Origin of the sequence: Fibrobacter sp. UWT3, from assembly GCF_900230125.1 — a bacterium.
Taxonomy (GTDB): Bacteria; Fibrobacterota; Fibrobacteria; order Fibrobacterales; family Fibrobacteraceae; genus Fibrobacter.
Map to the genome: position 1 here is coordinate 1626814 of NZ_OCSS01000001.1, position 16583 is coordinate 1643396.

Here is a 16583-nt window from a genome sequence, read left to right on the forward strand (position 1 = left end):
TTCGCGCCTCATATTGCTATATTCTCGATATGGCAAGAATCGCAATCGTCCTCGCGACATATAACGGCGCACGGTATCTCCCACAGATGCTCGATTCCCTCGTCTCGCAAGAGCGCAGGGCCGACATCGTCTTTGCCATCGACGACGGTTCAAGCGATTCCACTCCCGAAATATTGCGCAATTACGCCTCCAAACAGCCCATCCGCCTGGAGGTTCTACCGCACAACACGGGCCACCGGGCAGCATTTTCCACGGCACTCGAAATCGCACGAAAGGAACTTTCCCCCGACGACCTTATCGCGCTTGCCGACCAGGACGATATCTGGCTTCCGCAGAAATTACGCCTGCTCGAAAACGCCATCGAGAACAGCCCGAACAAGCCATCGCTCATCCTGGGCGATGCCGAAGTAATCAACGGCGAAGGCAAGCTGATTTACCCCTCCTGGCGGAAAGTGGCCCACATCGCGACAAGCGAACCGTTCAAGACGCGCATCGCGGGCACGAACAACGTGACAGGGTGCCTATCCCTTTTCCGCGCATCGCTTCTCGATAAGATTCTGCCCATTCCAGAGGCCGTGGGCGTTCATGACGCCTGGATAGGGCTACTTGCGGCAAAGAACGGGGGCATCGCCTGCATCGACACGCCTGTCATACAATACAGGCTTCACGACTCCAACGCCGTCGGGCTAGGCAACCGCTACACTTTCGACGAAACCTGCAAAAGACAAATCGCGTGGAGCGCACTCATTTGCGAGAAGGCCGATCCGCTCGGCCTCACGCCCGACGAAAAGCGCTTCGCCCGCGCACTGCACCGCTACTGGGAAAAACGCGCGAGATACCCGTTCCTCCCCTGCTCGCTAGCGTTTCTTGCCCGCAACAGAGAGTTTCTGTTCCCGCAAAAAGACGGAAGGATCAAAAAGGTTCTATTTTCAATGCTGGGCGCACCCGCAGTCCACCTGCTATTCGGAAAAGACAAATGAAGACTATCGCTTTCTACCTGCCGCAATTCCACCCGATACCGGAGAACAACCTCTGGTGGGGTGCGGGCTTTACCGAATGGCACAACGTGAGCGCCGCAAGGCCGATGTTCCGCGGGCACAGGCAACCGCAAGTTCCGGGAGCGCTCGGGTACTACGACCTGCGCTGCGACGAAACCCGCCATGAACAGGCCGAACTTGCAAAAAGTTCCGGCATCGACGCATTCTGCTATTACCACTACTGGTTCGGCGGCAAACAACTGCTAGAGACCCCGCTAAACAAGATGCTCGACGACAAGGGCTGCGACATGCCGTTCTGCCTCTGCTGGGCAAATGAAACCTGGTCCCGCGCCTGGGACGGAAAGGAGAGCGAAGTCCTTATCCAGCAGGCCTACAGCGAAGAGGACGACCGCAAACACGCAGAATACCTCGTGCAGATTTTCAAGGATAGCCGCTACCTGAAATCGGAAGGCAAGCCTGTATTCATCATCTACCGCGTGGGCAAGATGGACGACCCCGCAAGATTCGTGCAAATATTAGACGAGGCGGCCCGCTCCGAAGGTTTTCCTGGAGTGCGCGTTTTCGCCGTCAGGAACTTCGCCTGCGACGTCGACGACAACACGCTGCATTCTTACGGCATCGAAGACATCGTGGATTTCCAGCCCAACAACACGGAATACCCGCGCCGTTCCCTGTTCGGGAAGGGAATGCGTTTCCTGCAGCGCTGCTGGAACACTCTTGCCAGGAAGGCGGGGCTCCCGCAGGTCAATTCCGTACTGCGCCTCAAGTACAACGATGTCGCCCGCAATGCGCTCGCCCTTTACGGCACGCTGGGGCAGAACCACTACCCGACGGTTTTCCCGAACTGGGACAACTCCCCGAGGCGCAAGGCCGCGACCGTCATCCAGAACGACAACCCGGAAGATTTCGCCCGCTGGGTAAGCGAAGCCGCAAGTATCGTGCGCAAACGCCCCGAACGCAACCAGTTCCTGTTCGTGAACGCCTGGAACGAGTGGGCAGAAAGCGCGCATCTTGAACCGGAGCGCAAGTACGGCGACGCATTCCTGAAAGCCTTCAAGGAAGGTATAAGCAAATGAGCCTTCCGGTACGGACAGTCCTCGTAAACTACAGGAACATGGAAAAGACCATCGCCTGTATACGCGCGCTCGCACGCATGAGCGTAAAGCCCGAACGCGTGTACCTTGTCGACAACGCGTCGACCGAGGAATCGCGCAGCACTTTCAAGAAGGCCTTCCCGCAAGGCCGCTCGGAATCATTCGAAATCGAATGTTTCTGGAACGAGAACAATATCGGGTTCGCCGCCGCCTGCAACCAGGGCATCCGCGCCGCAAAACAGAGCGGGTTCGAAGGGTTCCTCTGGCTATTGAACAACGACACGCTTCCCGAACCGGACGCCCTCAAGGAACTTCTCAATGTCGCCGTAGACACGCACGCGGGCATAACCGGCTCGCAGATCGTGGACATGCAGGGGAATTTCGCGGGCGGAGTCGGGTTCGTCAACTCGAACTACGCGACGGTACGCCGGGCCACATCGCCCGAGGAGCGCGGGTTCCACTACGTCGAAGGCTCCTCGTTCCTGATATCGCCCGACTGCCTGCGGAAGGCAGGAGAGCTTCCCGAAGAATACTTCCTGTATTTCGAAGAGAGCGACTACTGCTACAAAGCGCGCCTCGCAGGGTTCGACATCGCATGGGCAACCCGGAGCATCGTACGGCACGATATCGGGAGTTCTACCGGCAGCGAAGAAGGCAAGGGCAAGGTCCCCTTCTTCATCGACTGCCTCATGATAAGGAACCGCATCCTCTTTGCCCGCAAGTACATGTTTCCCGAATTCCAGGTCAAGGTCGGGCTGTTTCTCTCGCTCGCTCTTCGCGTTTTCAGGTTACAGCCGCTTCGTGCCATAAAGATTCTGCAAATTCTCGCATCCGAAGAAAGTTTCCGCAAGTTCATACAGAAGAACGGAGGATTTTATGCGTAAGTACAAAACCCTTCTCGGCATATTGCTTTTCACGGCCGCATCCATCGCAAGTGCGGCAAATCCGGGCGACCCCAAGGTGACGCACATCGCCTTCCAGGACACGGCACGCGATTTCCTCGTGAACATCCGCGGGCAGCTCGTCGATTCCGCAGTCATCACGAACCTCGACAACGCCCCCACGCACTACGACAACTCCATGTCGGTGCGGCTGTTCCTCAACGGGCACTTTACCCCGGCGCTCAACTTCCGCGCGAGGGCAAGGATATTCACCGACTACACGAACAGGGAAATCGCTGACCATTTCTACAACCCGAGCGAAGGTTACCCCTACAACAAGCAAAGCGAAAACAAGCGCACCTGGGACCAGTTCGCGGCAAGCATCGACTACAGGCTCAAGCCGCTCACGCTACTCGCCGGTTTTGACTTCATCGAATACGGGCCGGCACGCTACAACCACGTGATTCTCCGCGGCGAAAGCAACAACTACCGTCCGTGGCAAGATTCCTCGGCCCGCATAAGCGAGCCCGCCCCGTTCCCCTACTTCGGTTACCGCTTCGAAATCGGGCCGGTCACGTACACGCAATACGCCGCAAAACTTTTCGAAAAAAAGAATGCGGGCAAGTACTTCCATTTCCACAACCTCGACATCAGGCTACCGGCGCGCATTACCCTCGGGCTATCCGAGACATCGCTGTACGGGACGACAACCGAACCCGCGGGCACGAACCCGAACCACGACGCCGATAGCACGGGGCGCGAATTCGAGTGGGCGTACGTGCTCCCGTTCATCCTCTACAATTTCCAGGAACACATTCAGGGCGACCAGGACAACATCTCGCTCGCGTTCAACCTGAGCGTAAAGACGATAAGGCACTGGGAATTCTACGGCGAACTCCTGTGGGACGACATGAAGACGCCCACGAGCATGTTCGACGACAGCTGGTGGGGCAACAAGTGGGCAACAACCGTAGGCATCGCCCGCGACAGCATCTACGCAGGTCCCATCCAGCTGGATTTCTTCACGGAATACACGCGCATCGAGCCATGGGTGTACACGCACCACAAGGGCGGCGGCTACACGTATGCAAACTACGCGCAGAGCCTCGGGAGCGAACTCGGCCCCAACAGCCAGGAACTGCACACCGAATTCTCCGCTACATACAAGTTCATCAAGGCGACGTTCCTTGCGGGCATGGTCGCGAAGGATACCGCTTTCGGCGGGAACCTAACCGACATCCACGGTCCCGAAGACGCGACGGACAAGAAATTCCTCGCGGACGCCTCTACCCTGCGTTATCAAGAATTCGGCGCAAGGCTAAGCGTCTCTCCCTGGGACTGGATGGATTTCCGCGCCGGCTACACGCGCTTCTTCGGGGACTACGAAGGTTTCCGCGCCTACGCTACCGGCACGTTGCAGTGGTAGTGTGAATCTCTAAAAAAGCAACCTGACTGCCTCGTCGTTACTCACGGCGAGGGCTTTCTTTTTCCATTCCGGGTCCAGGATGAGCTTCGCGACACCCGCAATCGCCTGGGTATGCGCCATCGCCGATTCCGCAGGCGAAAGCAACACGCACATGAACTGCGCCTTCTCTCCACCGCGGATTTCTATCCCGGTAAAGCCCGCGGGGCACACGCAGAAAGCCATCAGCGGGCGCTCTAACCCCACAATGCGCGTGTGCGGCAACAACAGGCCTTCACCCATATAGATTCCCTGCTTCACGCGTTCCGAAAGGCTGTTCCATGCCGACATCGCATCGAAACTCGCCGAATGCACGAGTGCATCGTAGGCAAGCCCGAGCGCCTTCGAAAAAGGCGTCGGAGCATTGTACAATTTCGTGTAGTCAGGTATCATCTACACCAGGGTTTTCTTGATGAATTCGATTGCGTCGGGTTCAGTCGCCTTGGCAATAAGCTTAAATTCTTCGAAAAGCGCAAGCAACTGCTTCATGCCCGGCTCAATATACTGCTCGAACTTCTTGATTCCTTTCACCTTGCTCAGGAAGCAGTAGGCGCCCAGTGCCTGCATCACGCGCTGGAGGCTCGCATGGATAAAGCTCTCCCATGCATCGTCCTTCGTGTAGGCCTGCACGCGCTTGTTCTGCATGCGCCAGTACTCGAAGAAATCCTTCACCATCGGCACAGGGAGGCAAACGTACGGGTCCCACAGGAGGCTCGCGATATCGTAGAACGCTGACCCGCGACGTGCCCCCTGGAAGTCCACGAAGGCAATCTCGGAATTCGGGCGCACCATGATGTTCTGGCTCTGGAAGTCACGGTGCATCAGCACCTTGGGCTGAGCATCCACAGAAACCGCCAGCAGCGAGTAGAAGTTCATCACGCTCTGCGGGATTTCCTTGATACCGCAATGGGCCTTCAGGTAGTTCTCGGTAAAGTAGTCCGTCTCCCACTTGAGCGCGGCAAAGTCAAACCGGCGAATCCAGAGTTCGGTATGGCTGCTGAAAATCGGCTGGCTCGCCTCCTGCCACTTCACAAGGGCGTCGATGACCGTCGGGTAGATAATGCGCTCGTTGCCCGAACGCACGCCCGGGCTCACCGGAGAAACCTCGTCCAGCAGGTTACGCTTGCCCAAGTCCTCCTGCAGCACCTGGCACGTGCTTTCGTCCACGCAGAAGATGCGCGTCACCGGCAGGCCAAAATCGCGGAAGGTCTTGGAATAATCCACAAAATGCCTAAAGTCATCGTTCACTTCGGCACAGACCTGCAACACGCACGACTTGGAACCTTCGGAAATGCGAAAATACTGGCGGCCCGAGCCCGCACCCGCAATCGAGGAAACGGTAAAACTCTCGGAATAGCCGCGAGAAAGCAGATAGTCTTTGATAACAGGAGAAATTTGCAAGGATTCGTTACTCATGATTTTTAATATAGCAAATAAAAAATTCTGGTCATTGGTCATTAGTCATTGGTCGTTAGATTTAAAACTAACTACTAATGACTAACAACTACTAAGAGAACTTGATTCTCGGGTCCACGAGCGTGTAGAGGATATCGCTGAAAAGGCGACCCACCATCGCCATGAGACTGCTCAAGAAGATAATACCCATGACCACGTTGTAGTCGCGGTTCACCATGGAGTTGTAGTACAGGAGCCCCATACCGTCGATGTCGAAGACCTTCTCAATAAGGAGAGCGCCCGCGAACATCAGCGTGCAGATTTCGGAAAGGCGGGTGGCTATGGGAATAAGCGCGTTGCGGAGCGCGTGGCGCACGAGCGCTTGGTTGAAGCTCATTCCCTTCGCAAGGGCCGTGCGCATGTAGTCCTTGCCCAGTTCTTCGAGCGCGGAATTCTTCATGAGGAAGGTCAGGAACGCGAACTCGCTAATCATGTAGCAGAAAATCGGGAGCACAAGATGGTGCCCCAGGTCCAGGACCTTCCCGAAGAAATTGAAGTCCTCGAAGTCATCGCTCGTGAGGCCACCCAGCGGGAATATATCGAGGTACGAACCGCCCGCAAGGAAGATAATCAGGAGGATACCAAGTGCATAACCCGGCATCACGTAGCCCGAGAAAATGATACCCGAACTGAGTGAATCAAGCTTGCTCCCGTGATGCACCGCTTTCCAGAGGCCGAGGGGAATACATACAAGGTAACTCAAGAAGAACGAGGTTATCCCGAAGAATAGCGATATCGGGAAACGGCTCACGATGACGTCCCATACCGGGAGGCCGTAAGTGTAGCTTGAACCAAGATCCAGATGCAGAACGTTCCAGAGCCAGGTCAAGTAGCGCTTCCAGGCGGGCTGGTCAAAACCGAAGTACGCCTGGATTTGTGCAATCTGGTCGGGCGACAAGGCCTTGGAGGCATCAACCCCGCCCTTCATGGCGGCGGCCTGCTGCGCACGCGAAATCATCTCCTCCACGGGGCCACCCGGCAAAAGCTGGATGAGTATAAAACACACCAGCGAGATCCCGATGAGCGTCGGGACCATAAGCAGCAGGCGTCGGAGGATATACGAGCGCATTTACCTCATCTTTCCGGAGCGCAGCACGTCCATCATGTTGAAGGGTTTGGCTGTACCGGCAGCAATCTGCTCGGCGAGGAAGTTCACGGCATCCACAGTGCCCTCGGCGTAAATCTTACGGCCGCACACGTTGTGCTGGAACTCGAAATGCACCGTACCGTCGGCGCTGTCGAGGCTGTAGGTATGGAAGGCGTGACCGCCGAGGTATTCCTCGGGCACATGCATGCGTTCCATCTGTTCCTTCTCGTCACGCACCTTCTCGATATCGTCCGGCGTGTAGGCGAAGCCCATCTTCTGGAAGGTACCCACGACCGCGCGGGCCGTACCGCTCGTGTCGGCCTTCGTCTTCTGGTGGCTTTCCACCACGGAAAGCTTGTAGCCGTCGAATGCAGACGGGAACTCGTTCGCGAGGAACTCAATCATGCTCTGGAAGGCGACAATCTGCTTTGCCATGTTCGGAGCGATGACGCTCGGGTGGTTCGCTTCGGCCACAAGGCGTGCAAGAGCATCGCGGTCGCCGCCGGTGGTGCCCATCACGAAGGGAATCTTGTGCTTCACGTAGAAGGCGGCATTATCGTTCACGGCCGTCGGGTGCGTGTAGTCAATGCAGATGACGTTCGGGTACTTCGCGAGCACTTCGCCAATGCGTTCTTCGCGATTGCTCGGCTTCAAAAGCTGGATAGTCTTCCCCGCCACTACGGCTTCGTTTTCCACGATAATCTCGCCCGTCAAAGAATACGGGACAAGTTCCAAGCCGCGGGCCACGCAAGTTTCAGCCACAATACGGCCCATATTGCCCGGAATACCATTAACCATCACTTGTATAGACATAAAATCTCCTGTTTTTGGGGTGGAAAATAGAAAAAATGCAGAAAGAAACTTTTTTCAGCGCTCCAAAACACCTTTTTTCACAAATGATTTGCAAGAGTTTTACATTTTTTTTGTAACTTTGTGTATACAGAAAACGCGTCTTTACGAAAATTTATGTTAACAATATGGCAATTTATGTTTTCACAACCGCTTGCCGTATTTTCTTAAAATCGTTATCATGAAACTGAAGAACGATGAAGAAAAGGCATTTGACCTAGAATTATCCAAGATTATTAAAGCCAGAAGAGACGAACTCAACCTTACTCAAGAATACTTAAGTCTTCATTCTGGTGTTACCCGCATTACCATCGGTAAGTGGGAAAAGGGCGAGAAGACCCCTATCAGTTTTGACCTCTACAACGTACTCAAGGTTCTCTACAAGGATCCGTCTGAATTTTGGGCCGAACTGTTCAAGAATTACGAAAAAACTCTTTCGCCCATCCAGAAAGCGGCCGACAAGAAGAAGTACATGGCCTACATTGAACAGATGCAGAAAGGCAAGAAGGGCAATACCTAACCGTTCTCGTCCAACCATCTCTGGAGAATAATTGCGGCGGCTAATTGATCAATTACCGCCTTATTTTTTTGCTTTTTCTTCTTGCTGAAGTAAGACGTCTTTTCCTGGGCTTGCACGCTCGAATACGATTCATCCTGCGTGTATACAGGGAGTCCCGGAAAACGGAGTTTCAGGTCCTCGACGAACTTCTCCACCACCACGTTCTTGCCGTCCTTACGGCCATCGGGGTGGTACGGCATCCCCACCACGAACGCATCGATTTTGTTCACCTTAACGAGTTCATCGAGCCTTACAAACAAATTAGTTGTCTTCTGGTCGATTGTCTCGCGGGAGAATGCCATGCGCAGTTCCGAGTCGGCAAAAGCGACCCCGACGCGATGTTCTCCGTAATCTAGTGCCAAGTAGTTCATCGGAGCGAAATATAAAAAAAAGAAGACCGCAAACAAGAAGCCCGGCTAGAAGCCGGGCCGACCTGCCGTTCAACGGGGCCTACACTAGAGAAGGTAGGTCATCGAAAGCTGGATGTTCCAGGCGCTCGGTTTGTCTTCAACAGCATCGCTTACACTGTTGAAGTCGTACATGAAGCGGAGACCGACGTTCATGTCGTGACCACCCTGGTGGAACTGAGCACCGGCACCGAGAACAAGCGACACATAAACGCCGCTGGTCTCAATGTCATCGGCGGCGACAAGATCGCTTGCGTAGTCGACCTCGTTGTCGTAGGTATCATAGTAGTTGAACTGCGCCGAGAACATGTCGGCAAGGCAGAACGCGAGACGGAGACCGCCTTCCACGTAGAGGAAAGAAAGGGGTTCGTAACGGGCGAGCACGGGCACATCCATGAGAATTTGCGAGATGCCCTGTTCGTATTCGTATTCGTAGCCATTGCCAAGAGAAACGCGGTCGGAGGTTTCATAGAAATAGCGGAAGATGAAGTTCACTTCGGGTGCGACAGCAAACTGCTTGTTGATATAGTAACGGAGGGAACCGCCCACATAGCCGCCAACGGCAGTAAGGTCGCCAAGACCGCCCACGCCCACGCCGATATGGCCGCCCAGACGGATTTTCTGGTAGTCGGTATCTTCAGAAGACTTTTCCGCGGCAGGTGCGGCAGACTCGGCTTCTTCGGCGGGTTCAGCCTGGGTGGATTCCTCTGTCGAGTAGCTGTCATCTTCGGTTGCAGCGGGGGTCTCACCGTAATCCTCGTCGTCGTACTGGGCGAACGAAGGTACACAGGTAAAGCCAAGCGCAATCGCGAGCACGGCTAATTTTTTCATTTTGTTCTCCTTATGAACTGATTGTTAGTTTGGTCGTCAAAAATAATAACAATCGCCAGTGCAGATGTCAATAAAAAAATGGCTTAATCTCTTTTTTTTCGAATTTGGGCATTTTACGTTCCCGTTTGCCAATAAGCTCCACCCCAATTTTTCTATCTTTACGCCCACTATGAGCAATTTGAAGAATGATTTGTGGGTCGGCGTGGACGTAGGTTCCACCACCGTGAAGATTGCGGTCGTCGATCCCGAGACCAACAAGCTTTTGCATTACACATACCAGCGCCACAACGCCATGCAGGCGAAAAAGGTCTACGAGGTGCTGCGGGAGGCCCACGGGCTCTTCCCGGACAAGAATTTCAGGGTGGCCTTCTGCGGTAGCGGCGGCCAGCCCTTCGCCGACGCCACGCACGCCTTCTTCGTACAGGAAGTCGTCGCGAACGCCCTCGCCGTGCGTGCCACCTACCCCGAATCGCGCGTAGCCATCGAACTCGGCGGCCAGGACGCGAAGGTCGTATTCTTCGAAAAGGACAAGACAACCGGCAAGCTCATCGCAAGCGACATGCGCATGAACGGCGTATGTGCGGGCGGTACCGGCGCATTTATCGACCAGGTGGCCGAACTCCTCCGCATCAAGACGGAGGCCTTCGAAGGTTTTGCCAAGCGCGGCCAGAAGGTCTACGAGATTTCGGGCCGTTGCGGCGTGTTCGCGAAGACGGACATCCAACCGATGCTCAACAACGGCATCGCCAAGGAAGACATCGCTCTTTCAAGCTTCCACGCCATCGCGAAGCAGACCATCGGTGGCCTTGCCCAGGGCATGGAAATCAAGCCGCCCGTGATTTTCGAGGGCGGCCCGCTCACGTTCAACCCGACGCTCGTACGCGCGTTCAAGGAACGCCTCGGTATTAACGACGAGCAGGCAATCGTGCCGGAACACTCCGAAGTGCTCGTCGCCATGGGTGCAGCCCTCTCGCTCGGCTCTATGTTCGCGGGCCAGGAATGCCATTACCGCATGGAAGGCTCGCTCGACGCCCTGGTGCACTTCAACGAAGTCCGCCAGGCCGAAAACAAGGCGAAGGCCGCCGCAGACCTCTTCTTCAAGAACGAGGCCGAATACAAGATGTTCCTCGAAGAACACAAGATGGCCGACAACCACTACCCGCAGCCGGCCTCGGGTTCGACCATCAACGCCTACCTCGGTATCGACGCGGGTTCCACCACCACGAAGTTCGTGCTCCTCGACGAGCAGGACAACGTGATTGACGGGTTCTACGCCAGTAACGATGGCGAACCGCTCGCCGTCTTGAAGCGCGCCATGAACGAGCTCGCCGACCGCTACGAGGAATACGGCTGCAAGCTCAACATTCTGGGCGTGGGTACCACCGGCTACGGCGAACAGCTCTTCGCAAAGGCCGTGCATGCCGACTACCATACCGTGGAAACGGTCGCGCACGCGAACGCCGCCCAGCGCCTGTGCCCCGACGTAAGCTTCATCCTCGACATCGGCGGCCAGGACATGAAGGCAATCTCCGTGCAAGACGGCGTCGTTACCGGCATTATCCTGAACGAGGCCTGCTCCTCGGGTTGCGGCTCCTTTATCGAGACGTACGCCCGCAGCCTCGGAATCCCGATGGAAAAGATTGCGGAACTCGCGTTCAACGCAAAGAGCCCCTCGCAGCTCGGTTCCCGCTGTACCGTGTTCATGAACAGTTCCATCATCACGGAACAGCGCGACGGCAAGCAGCCCGAAGACATCATCGCGGGTATCTGCCGCTCCATCATCAACAACGTGTTTACGAAGGTTATCCGTATCCGTAACCTGAACACCCTCGGCAAGAAGGTCGTGGTGCAAGGCGGTACGTTCAAGAACAACGCGGTCCTCCGCGCCTTCGAGCAGTACACCGGCCTCAAGCCGATCCGCCCCGAACGTCCGGGCGAAATGGGCGCTATCGGCATTGCGCTCCTCACCCGCAAGTTCATGGAAGAAAAGCGCAAGGAAAATCCGGACCTCAAGTCGAGCTTTATCGGCCTCGATGCCATGCGCACCTTCAGCTGGCACAACCAGCCGGGCCAGCTCTGCCAGTACTGCACCAACCACTGCTCCCGCACCATCGTCACATTTAGCGATGGCCAGAGCTTTGTCACGGGCAACCGTTGCGAACGCGGCGAAGTTACCGCCGACCCGAACGACCCGAAGACGAAGGCCCTCATCGCAGAAATCAACAAGAAGATGCTCTCCGTGCCCGACATGATCAAGCGCACGAACCAGCTGCTGGTGAAGGACTACGCCCCGGCAAAACTCGTCGAGAACACGGGCAAGACCATCGGTATCCCGCGCGTGCTCGAATTCTGGGCAAGCCTCCCCTTCTGGAAGGCGTTCTTCACGAGCCTCGGCTATACCGTCGTGGTGAGCCGCCAGAGCGACTACAAGATGTTCGAGGCGGGCCTCCACAGCGTGCCCTCTGACACGGTTTGCTTCCCGGCAAAGCTCGTGCACGGCCACGTGCTCAGCCTTATCGAGAAGAAGGTTGACCGCATATTCTTCCCGATGATGGTTGCCATCCCGAGCGACCACACCAAGTTCACGGCAACATCCGTTTGCCCGGTGGTGCAGGCCTACCCGAACGTTTGCAAGAACACCGATGAACCCGAGAAGAACTATGGTGTTCCCATGGACCAGCCGATTTTCCACTGGTTCAACACCAAGCTCCGCAGAAGCCAGACCGTCGACTGGTTCCACGAACACTGGAAGCTCGACAAGAAGCTTTTGGACAAGGCCGTGACCGAGGGCGAGAAGGCACTCAACAGCTACCGCACGACCCTTTTGGAAGAAGGCCAGAAGATTCTCGACGACGTACGCGCGAAGAACAGTTTTGCCGTGGTGATTGCGGGCCGCCCCTACCATGCGGACACGCTCATCAACCACAACATCGCAAGCCACTTTACCGCCATGGGCATCCCGGTGCTCACCACCGAATCGCTCCCAGGCGTGTACGACCAGGATGTGCCGAGCCACACCCGTATCGAAATCAAGAATACCTTCCACCTGCGCATGATTGGAGCCACCATGATTGCCGCGAAGGACCCGAACATCGAACTCGCGCAAATCGTGAGCTTCGGTTGCGGGCACGATTCCATCTTGACCGACGAGATGATGCGCATGCTGCACCTTGATTCCAACAAGGAAATGCTCATGCTCAAGCTCGACGAAGGCGACGCCCGCGGCCCCGTGGGTATCCGCATCAAGAGCTTTATCGAGACGGTGAAGGCACGCCGTGCGGCAAACCTCCCCGACAAGCCCGAAAGCCACGAACCGCTATACCACACGCCGTTCGTCGCCGAAGACAAGCAGCGCCGCCGTATCCTTACGCCGAACCTCTCCCCCGCATTTACCGTGCTCGCGAGCGAGTACATGAAGCGCGAAGGCTACATCGCCGAATACCTGCCCGTGGCCGACAAGGAAGCCATCGAGCTCGGCAAGAAGTTCGTGCACAACGATATCTGCTTCCCCTGCCAGGTGAACATCGGCGAAGCCCTAAAGTGGCTCGTCAATCACCCGGATGTGCCGCAGAACGCTGTCTCCATGTGCCTTGCAAAGAACTGCGAGAACTGCCGTGCCGTGCAGTACGCGGTACTCGCCCGTAAGGCTCTCGACGAGGCCGGATTCAAGGACGTCACCATCATCACAACCGGCGTGGACTACAAGGGCATGCACCCGGGCTTCCAGCTGGGCCTCGACTTCCGCCTCCACATGCTGTGGGGCCTCGTGACGATGGACGCCATCGAGACTATGTACCGCGCCTTGCGTCCCTACGAAGTCAACAAGGGCGACACACAGAAAGTCTACGACGAGTGGATGCCGAAGGTTATCGCCGTCGCAGGCCACCTCACCACCACGCAGCTGGTGCGCCCCTCCAAGCTCATCGAAGTCTTCGAGCAGTGCATCGAAGCGTTCAACAGCATTGAAATTACCGAAGAACGCAAGCGTGGAATCCGCAAACCGCGCGTGGCCGTGCTCGGTGAAATTCTCATGAACTACCACCCGAGCGCAAACGGGTTCGTGGAAGAATACCTCATGAACAACGGGATGGAAGTCTACCTCCCGGGCATGACAGACTTCTTCCGCGTCGACGAAGTCGTGCGCAGCGAAAAGCTCAAGCGCGGATTCTCGGCGAACCCGCTCATGGACCGCGTGGAAGGCGGCGTGACGGCGAAGGTCTATACGCATGCCGTAGAGACCGCCCGCAAGTCCATGCACAAGTTCAAGCTCTACGAACACCACGCAGACTGCTACGAACTCAAGGACTACGTCGCAGACATCATCGACCCGACATACAACACAGGCGAAGGATGGCTTATCCCGGGCGAAATCCTGTACAACGCGCAACACGGTGTGAACAGCTACATCATCTTGCAGCCGTTCGCCTGCCTTGCAAACCACATCAGTGGCCGCGGCCTCACCAAGGCGGTGAAGGAACGTTGCCCGCACGTGCAGATTCTTTCGCTCGACTACGACCCCGATACCAGTTTCGCAAACATCGAGAACCGCCTGCAGATGCTCATCATCAACGCAAGAGAATTGGAAAAAGCAAACCAAACTTAGACGAAAGAACGGACCAGAGGTCCTATAGACGATAGACGAAAGAAATTGTGAAAAATTATTGAACAAGCGGCAATGCTGCAACGATCTCTCTTTCGTCTTTCGTCTAAAGCGAGCTTGCGAGCGTTCTATCGTCTTTCTTGAAACCTACAACCTGATACCTACTAATGCTCAACGTTTCTAATGTCAGTCTTCAATACGGTAGCCGCGTCCTCTTCAAGGAGGTGAACCTCTCGTTCAAGCGCGGCAACTGCTACGGAGTCATCGGTGCGAACGGCGCCGGCAAGTCTACCTTCCTCAAGATTCTTTCGGGCGAACTCGAGCCCAATACCGGCGAGGTCACCAAGGACCCGGGCGAACGCATCGCCGTCCTCAAGCAGGACCACTTCGCCTACGAACAGAACACCGTTCTCGAAACCGTCATGATGGGTTACCCCGAACTCTACGAACTGGGCAAAAAGCGTGACGAACTCTATGCACTCCCCGAAATGACGGAAGAACAGGGCATGCAGGCCATGGAAATCGAGACGCGCTTTGGCGAAATCGGCGGTTACGAGGCCGATTCCAGCGCGGCAGTGCTCCTGAAGGGCCTCGGCATTCCCGAAGAATTCCACTACAGCCTGATGGCCGACCTCGACGGTGGCCAGAAAATCCGCGTGCTCCTCGCCCAGGCGCTGTTCGGCAACCCCGACATCCTCCTGCTCGACGAACCGACGAACCACTTGGACCTCGAAACCGTCGGCTGGCTCGAAGACTACCTCGAACGCTTCGAGAACATCGTCATCGTGGTGAGCCACGACCGTCACTTCCTCAATGCGGTCTGCACGCACACCTGCGATATCGACTACGGCAAGATCAACCTCTATGGCGGTAACTACGAATTCTGGTACGCCGCAAGCCAACTCGCCCAAAAACAGCGCAAGGACCAGAACCGCCGCGCCGAAGAGAAGATTGAAGAATTGAAGGCGTTCATCCGCCGTTTTGCCTCCAACGCAGCAAAGGCCAAGCAGGCCACCAGCCGCAAGAAGCTCCTCGACAAGATGACCGTCGAAGAAATGCCGGCATCGAGCCGCAAGTTCCCGTGGGTCAACTTCAAGATGGACCGCGAACCGGGCAAGATCGTGCTCGAAGTCAAGAACGCGACGATTGACGGCGGCGACGGCATCATCTGCAAGGGGCTCGACTTCAGCCTGGGCGGAGGCGACAAGGTCGCCCTCGTCGGCGAATACGATACGCTAAAGACGGCATTCTTCCAGCTGATTGCCGGAGAGACGAAGGCACCCGATGGAGTGCTCAAGTGGGGCAACACCATCAGCTACAGCTACTTCCCCAAAAACAACGACGCCTACTTCGGCTGTGACCTCTCCCTGGTGGATTGGCTGCGCCAGTACAGCAAGGAACAGGACGAAACCTTCATCCGCGGGTTCCTCGGACGCATGCTCTTTACCGGCGAAGAAGCCCTCAAGAGCGCAAACGTGCTCAGCGGTGGTGAAAAGGTGCGCTGCATGCTCAGCCGCATGATGCTCAGCAACGCGAACTGCCTCTTGCTCGACGAACCGACCGCACACCTCGACTTGGAAGCCATCACCGCCCTCAACAACGGCCTCACCGCCTTCCAGGGCCCGATTATCTTCTGCTCCCAGGACCACGAATTCGTGCAAACGGTCGCAAACCGCGTGCTCGAACTCACGCCGAACGGTGTACTCGACCGCTCCATTACCTTCGACGAGTGGCTCGAAACCAAGAAGAAAAAGAAATAACACTTTATCGGGAATTTCGTCGCATAATCACCGAAAAATTGCCGAAAGATATTCAAAAAAAGCATTTTGTCAAGGAAATGCTTTTTTCGTTTTGAATTTTTATATATTTAGCGATATAGGGATAAAGGAGAAAATTATGAACAACATTTCCAAGACCTTACTCGCAATTTTTACCGCCTTTTCTGTCGCCACTTTCGCGGCAGAGAAAGTCTACATGGCTCCGGTCGGTACCACCAACATTCACAGCGACTACGGCATCGCCGCGCAGAAACTCATGAAAACCTACATCGAAGACGATGGCAGGTTTATTCTTGTTGAGGGCACAGCCGCCGATAGCGTTGTGCTCGAGAAACAGGAAACCGTCAAGAACAAGGCGGTAGAAAAAGGCTGCAGCAAATACCTCATCGCAGAATTTACCCGCCTGGGCGACAACGTGATTCTATCCTTCAAGCTCTACGGCACGGATAGCGACACCCCCGTATGGCAGGACCGCCTCAAGGCAGCAAACCCCGATGACTTTGACCCGATTATCCAGCGCGTGGCCCGCACCATCTGGACCATGCAGGAGTTTAATAAGAGGGTAGCATAAGCTACTATATT

General features: G+C 55.8%; 14 protein-coding genes. 8 read left to right on the plus strand and 6 right to left on the minus strand.

Annotated features, from left to right (window positions below; all coding sequences use genetic code 11):
• The first annotated feature begins 29 nt into the window (after positions 1-29).
• From CRO08_RS07050 to CRO08_RS07065, 4 genes are read left to right on the plus strand one after another with little or no spacing between them, the layout of a single operon-like run.
• Positions 30-980 carry a glycosyltransferase gene (locus CRO08_RS07050; protein WP_097035590.1) on the plus strand — a complete coding sequence of 317 codons (951 nt, stop codon included), beginning with the start codon at positions 30-32 and terminating at the stop codon, positions 978-980.
• Positions 977-2074, plus strand: a complete 1098-nt coding sequence (locus CRO08_RS07055) for a glycoside hydrolase family 99-like domain-containing protein (RefSeq protein WP_097035591.1) — start codon at positions 977-979, stop codon at positions 2072-2074. The genes CRO08_RS07050 and CRO08_RS07055 overlap by 4 nt, the downstream gene beginning before the upstream one ends.
• Positions 2071-2976, plus strand: a complete 906-nt coding sequence (locus CRO08_RS07060) for a glycosyltransferase family 2 protein (RefSeq protein ID WP_097035592.1) — start codon at positions 2071-2073, stop codon at positions 2974-2976. Before CRO08_RS07055 ends, CRO08_RS07060 begins: the two co-directional genes overlap by 4 nt.
• On the plus strand, positions 2969-4399 hold the full coding sequence (locus CRO08_RS07065; RefSeq protein ID WP_097035593.1) for a hypothetical protein: 1431 nt from the start codon (positions 2969-2971) through the stop codon (positions 4397-4399). The genes CRO08_RS07060 and CRO08_RS07065 overlap by 8 nt, the downstream gene beginning before the upstream one ends.
• 9 nt (positions 4400-4408) lie before the next feature.
• On the opposite strand, the gene CRO08_RS07070 is transcribed toward CRO08_RS07065, so the two are convergent.
• From CRO08_RS07070 to dapB, 4 genes are all read right to left on the minus strand, one after another.
• Entirely contained in the window at positions 4409-4828 is a 420-nt protein-coding gene (locus tag CRO08_RS07070) for a PTS sugar transporter subunit IIA (RefSeq protein WP_097035594.1), read from the minus strand.
• Complete coding sequence (locus CRO08_RS07075) at positions 4829-5851, minus strand: aminoglycoside phosphotransferase family protein (protein ID WP_097035595.1); 1023 nt, start codon at positions 5849-5851, stop codon at positions 4829-4831.
• A 91-nt stretch (positions 5852-5942) separates the two neighbouring features.
• Complete coding sequence (locus CRO08_RS07080) at positions 5943-6959, minus strand: ABC transporter permease subunit (RefSeq protein ID WP_097035596.1); 1017 nt, start codon at positions 6957-6959, stop codon at positions 5943-5945.
• The gene (dapB, locus tag CRO08_RS07085; RefSeq protein WP_097035597.1) at positions 6960-7790 is read right to left on the minus strand and encodes a dihydrodipicolinate reductase; all 831 of its coding nucleotides are present in this window, start codon (positions 7788-7790) and stop codon (positions 6960-6962) included.
• 217 nt (positions 7791-8007) lie between these two features.
• Here dapB and CRO08_RS07090 point away from each other — a divergent pair, with 217 nt between their 5' ends.
• A complete protein-coding gene (locus CRO08_RS07090; protein ID WP_097035598.1) occupies positions 8008-8346 on the plus strand; it encodes a helix-turn-helix domain-containing protein in 339 nt (112 codons plus the stop codon).
• On the opposite strand, the gene ruvX is transcribed toward CRO08_RS07090, so the two are convergent.
• Complete coding sequence (ruvX, locus tag CRO08_RS07095) at positions 8343-8756, minus strand: Holliday junction resolvase RuvX (protein ID WP_072810763.1); 414 nt, start codon at positions 8754-8756, stop codon at positions 8343-8345. The genes CRO08_RS07090 and ruvX overlap by 4 nt on opposite strands.
• An 84-nt stretch (positions 8757-8840) precedes the next feature.
• Entirely contained in the window at positions 8841-9623 is a 783-nt protein-coding gene (locus CRO08_RS07100; RefSeq protein WP_097035599.1) for a porin family protein, read from the minus strand.
• Between the two features lie 169 nt (positions 9624-9792).
• Between CRO08_RS07100 and CRO08_RS07105 the strand changes: the two genes are divergently transcribed.
• From CRO08_RS07105 to CRO08_RS07115, 3 genes are all read left to right on the plus strand, one after another.
• Positions 9793-14226, plus strand: coding sequence for an acyl-CoA dehydratase activase (locus CRO08_RS07105; RefSeq protein WP_097035751.1), 4434 nt, complete (start codon positions 9793-9795; stop codon positions 14224-14226).
• Positions 14227-14390: 164 nt separating this feature from the next.
• A complete protein-coding gene (locus CRO08_RS07110; RefSeq protein WP_097035600.1) occupies positions 14391-15983 on the plus strand; it encodes an ABC-F family ATP-binding cassette domain-containing protein in 1593 nt (530 codons plus the stop codon).
• Between the two features lie 136 nt (positions 15984-16119).
• Positions 16120-16572, plus strand: a complete 453-nt coding sequence (locus CRO08_RS07115; protein ID WP_097035601.1) for a hypothetical protein — start codon at positions 16120-16122, stop codon at positions 16570-16572.
• The last annotated feature ends 11 nt before the right edge of the window (positions 16573-16583 follow it).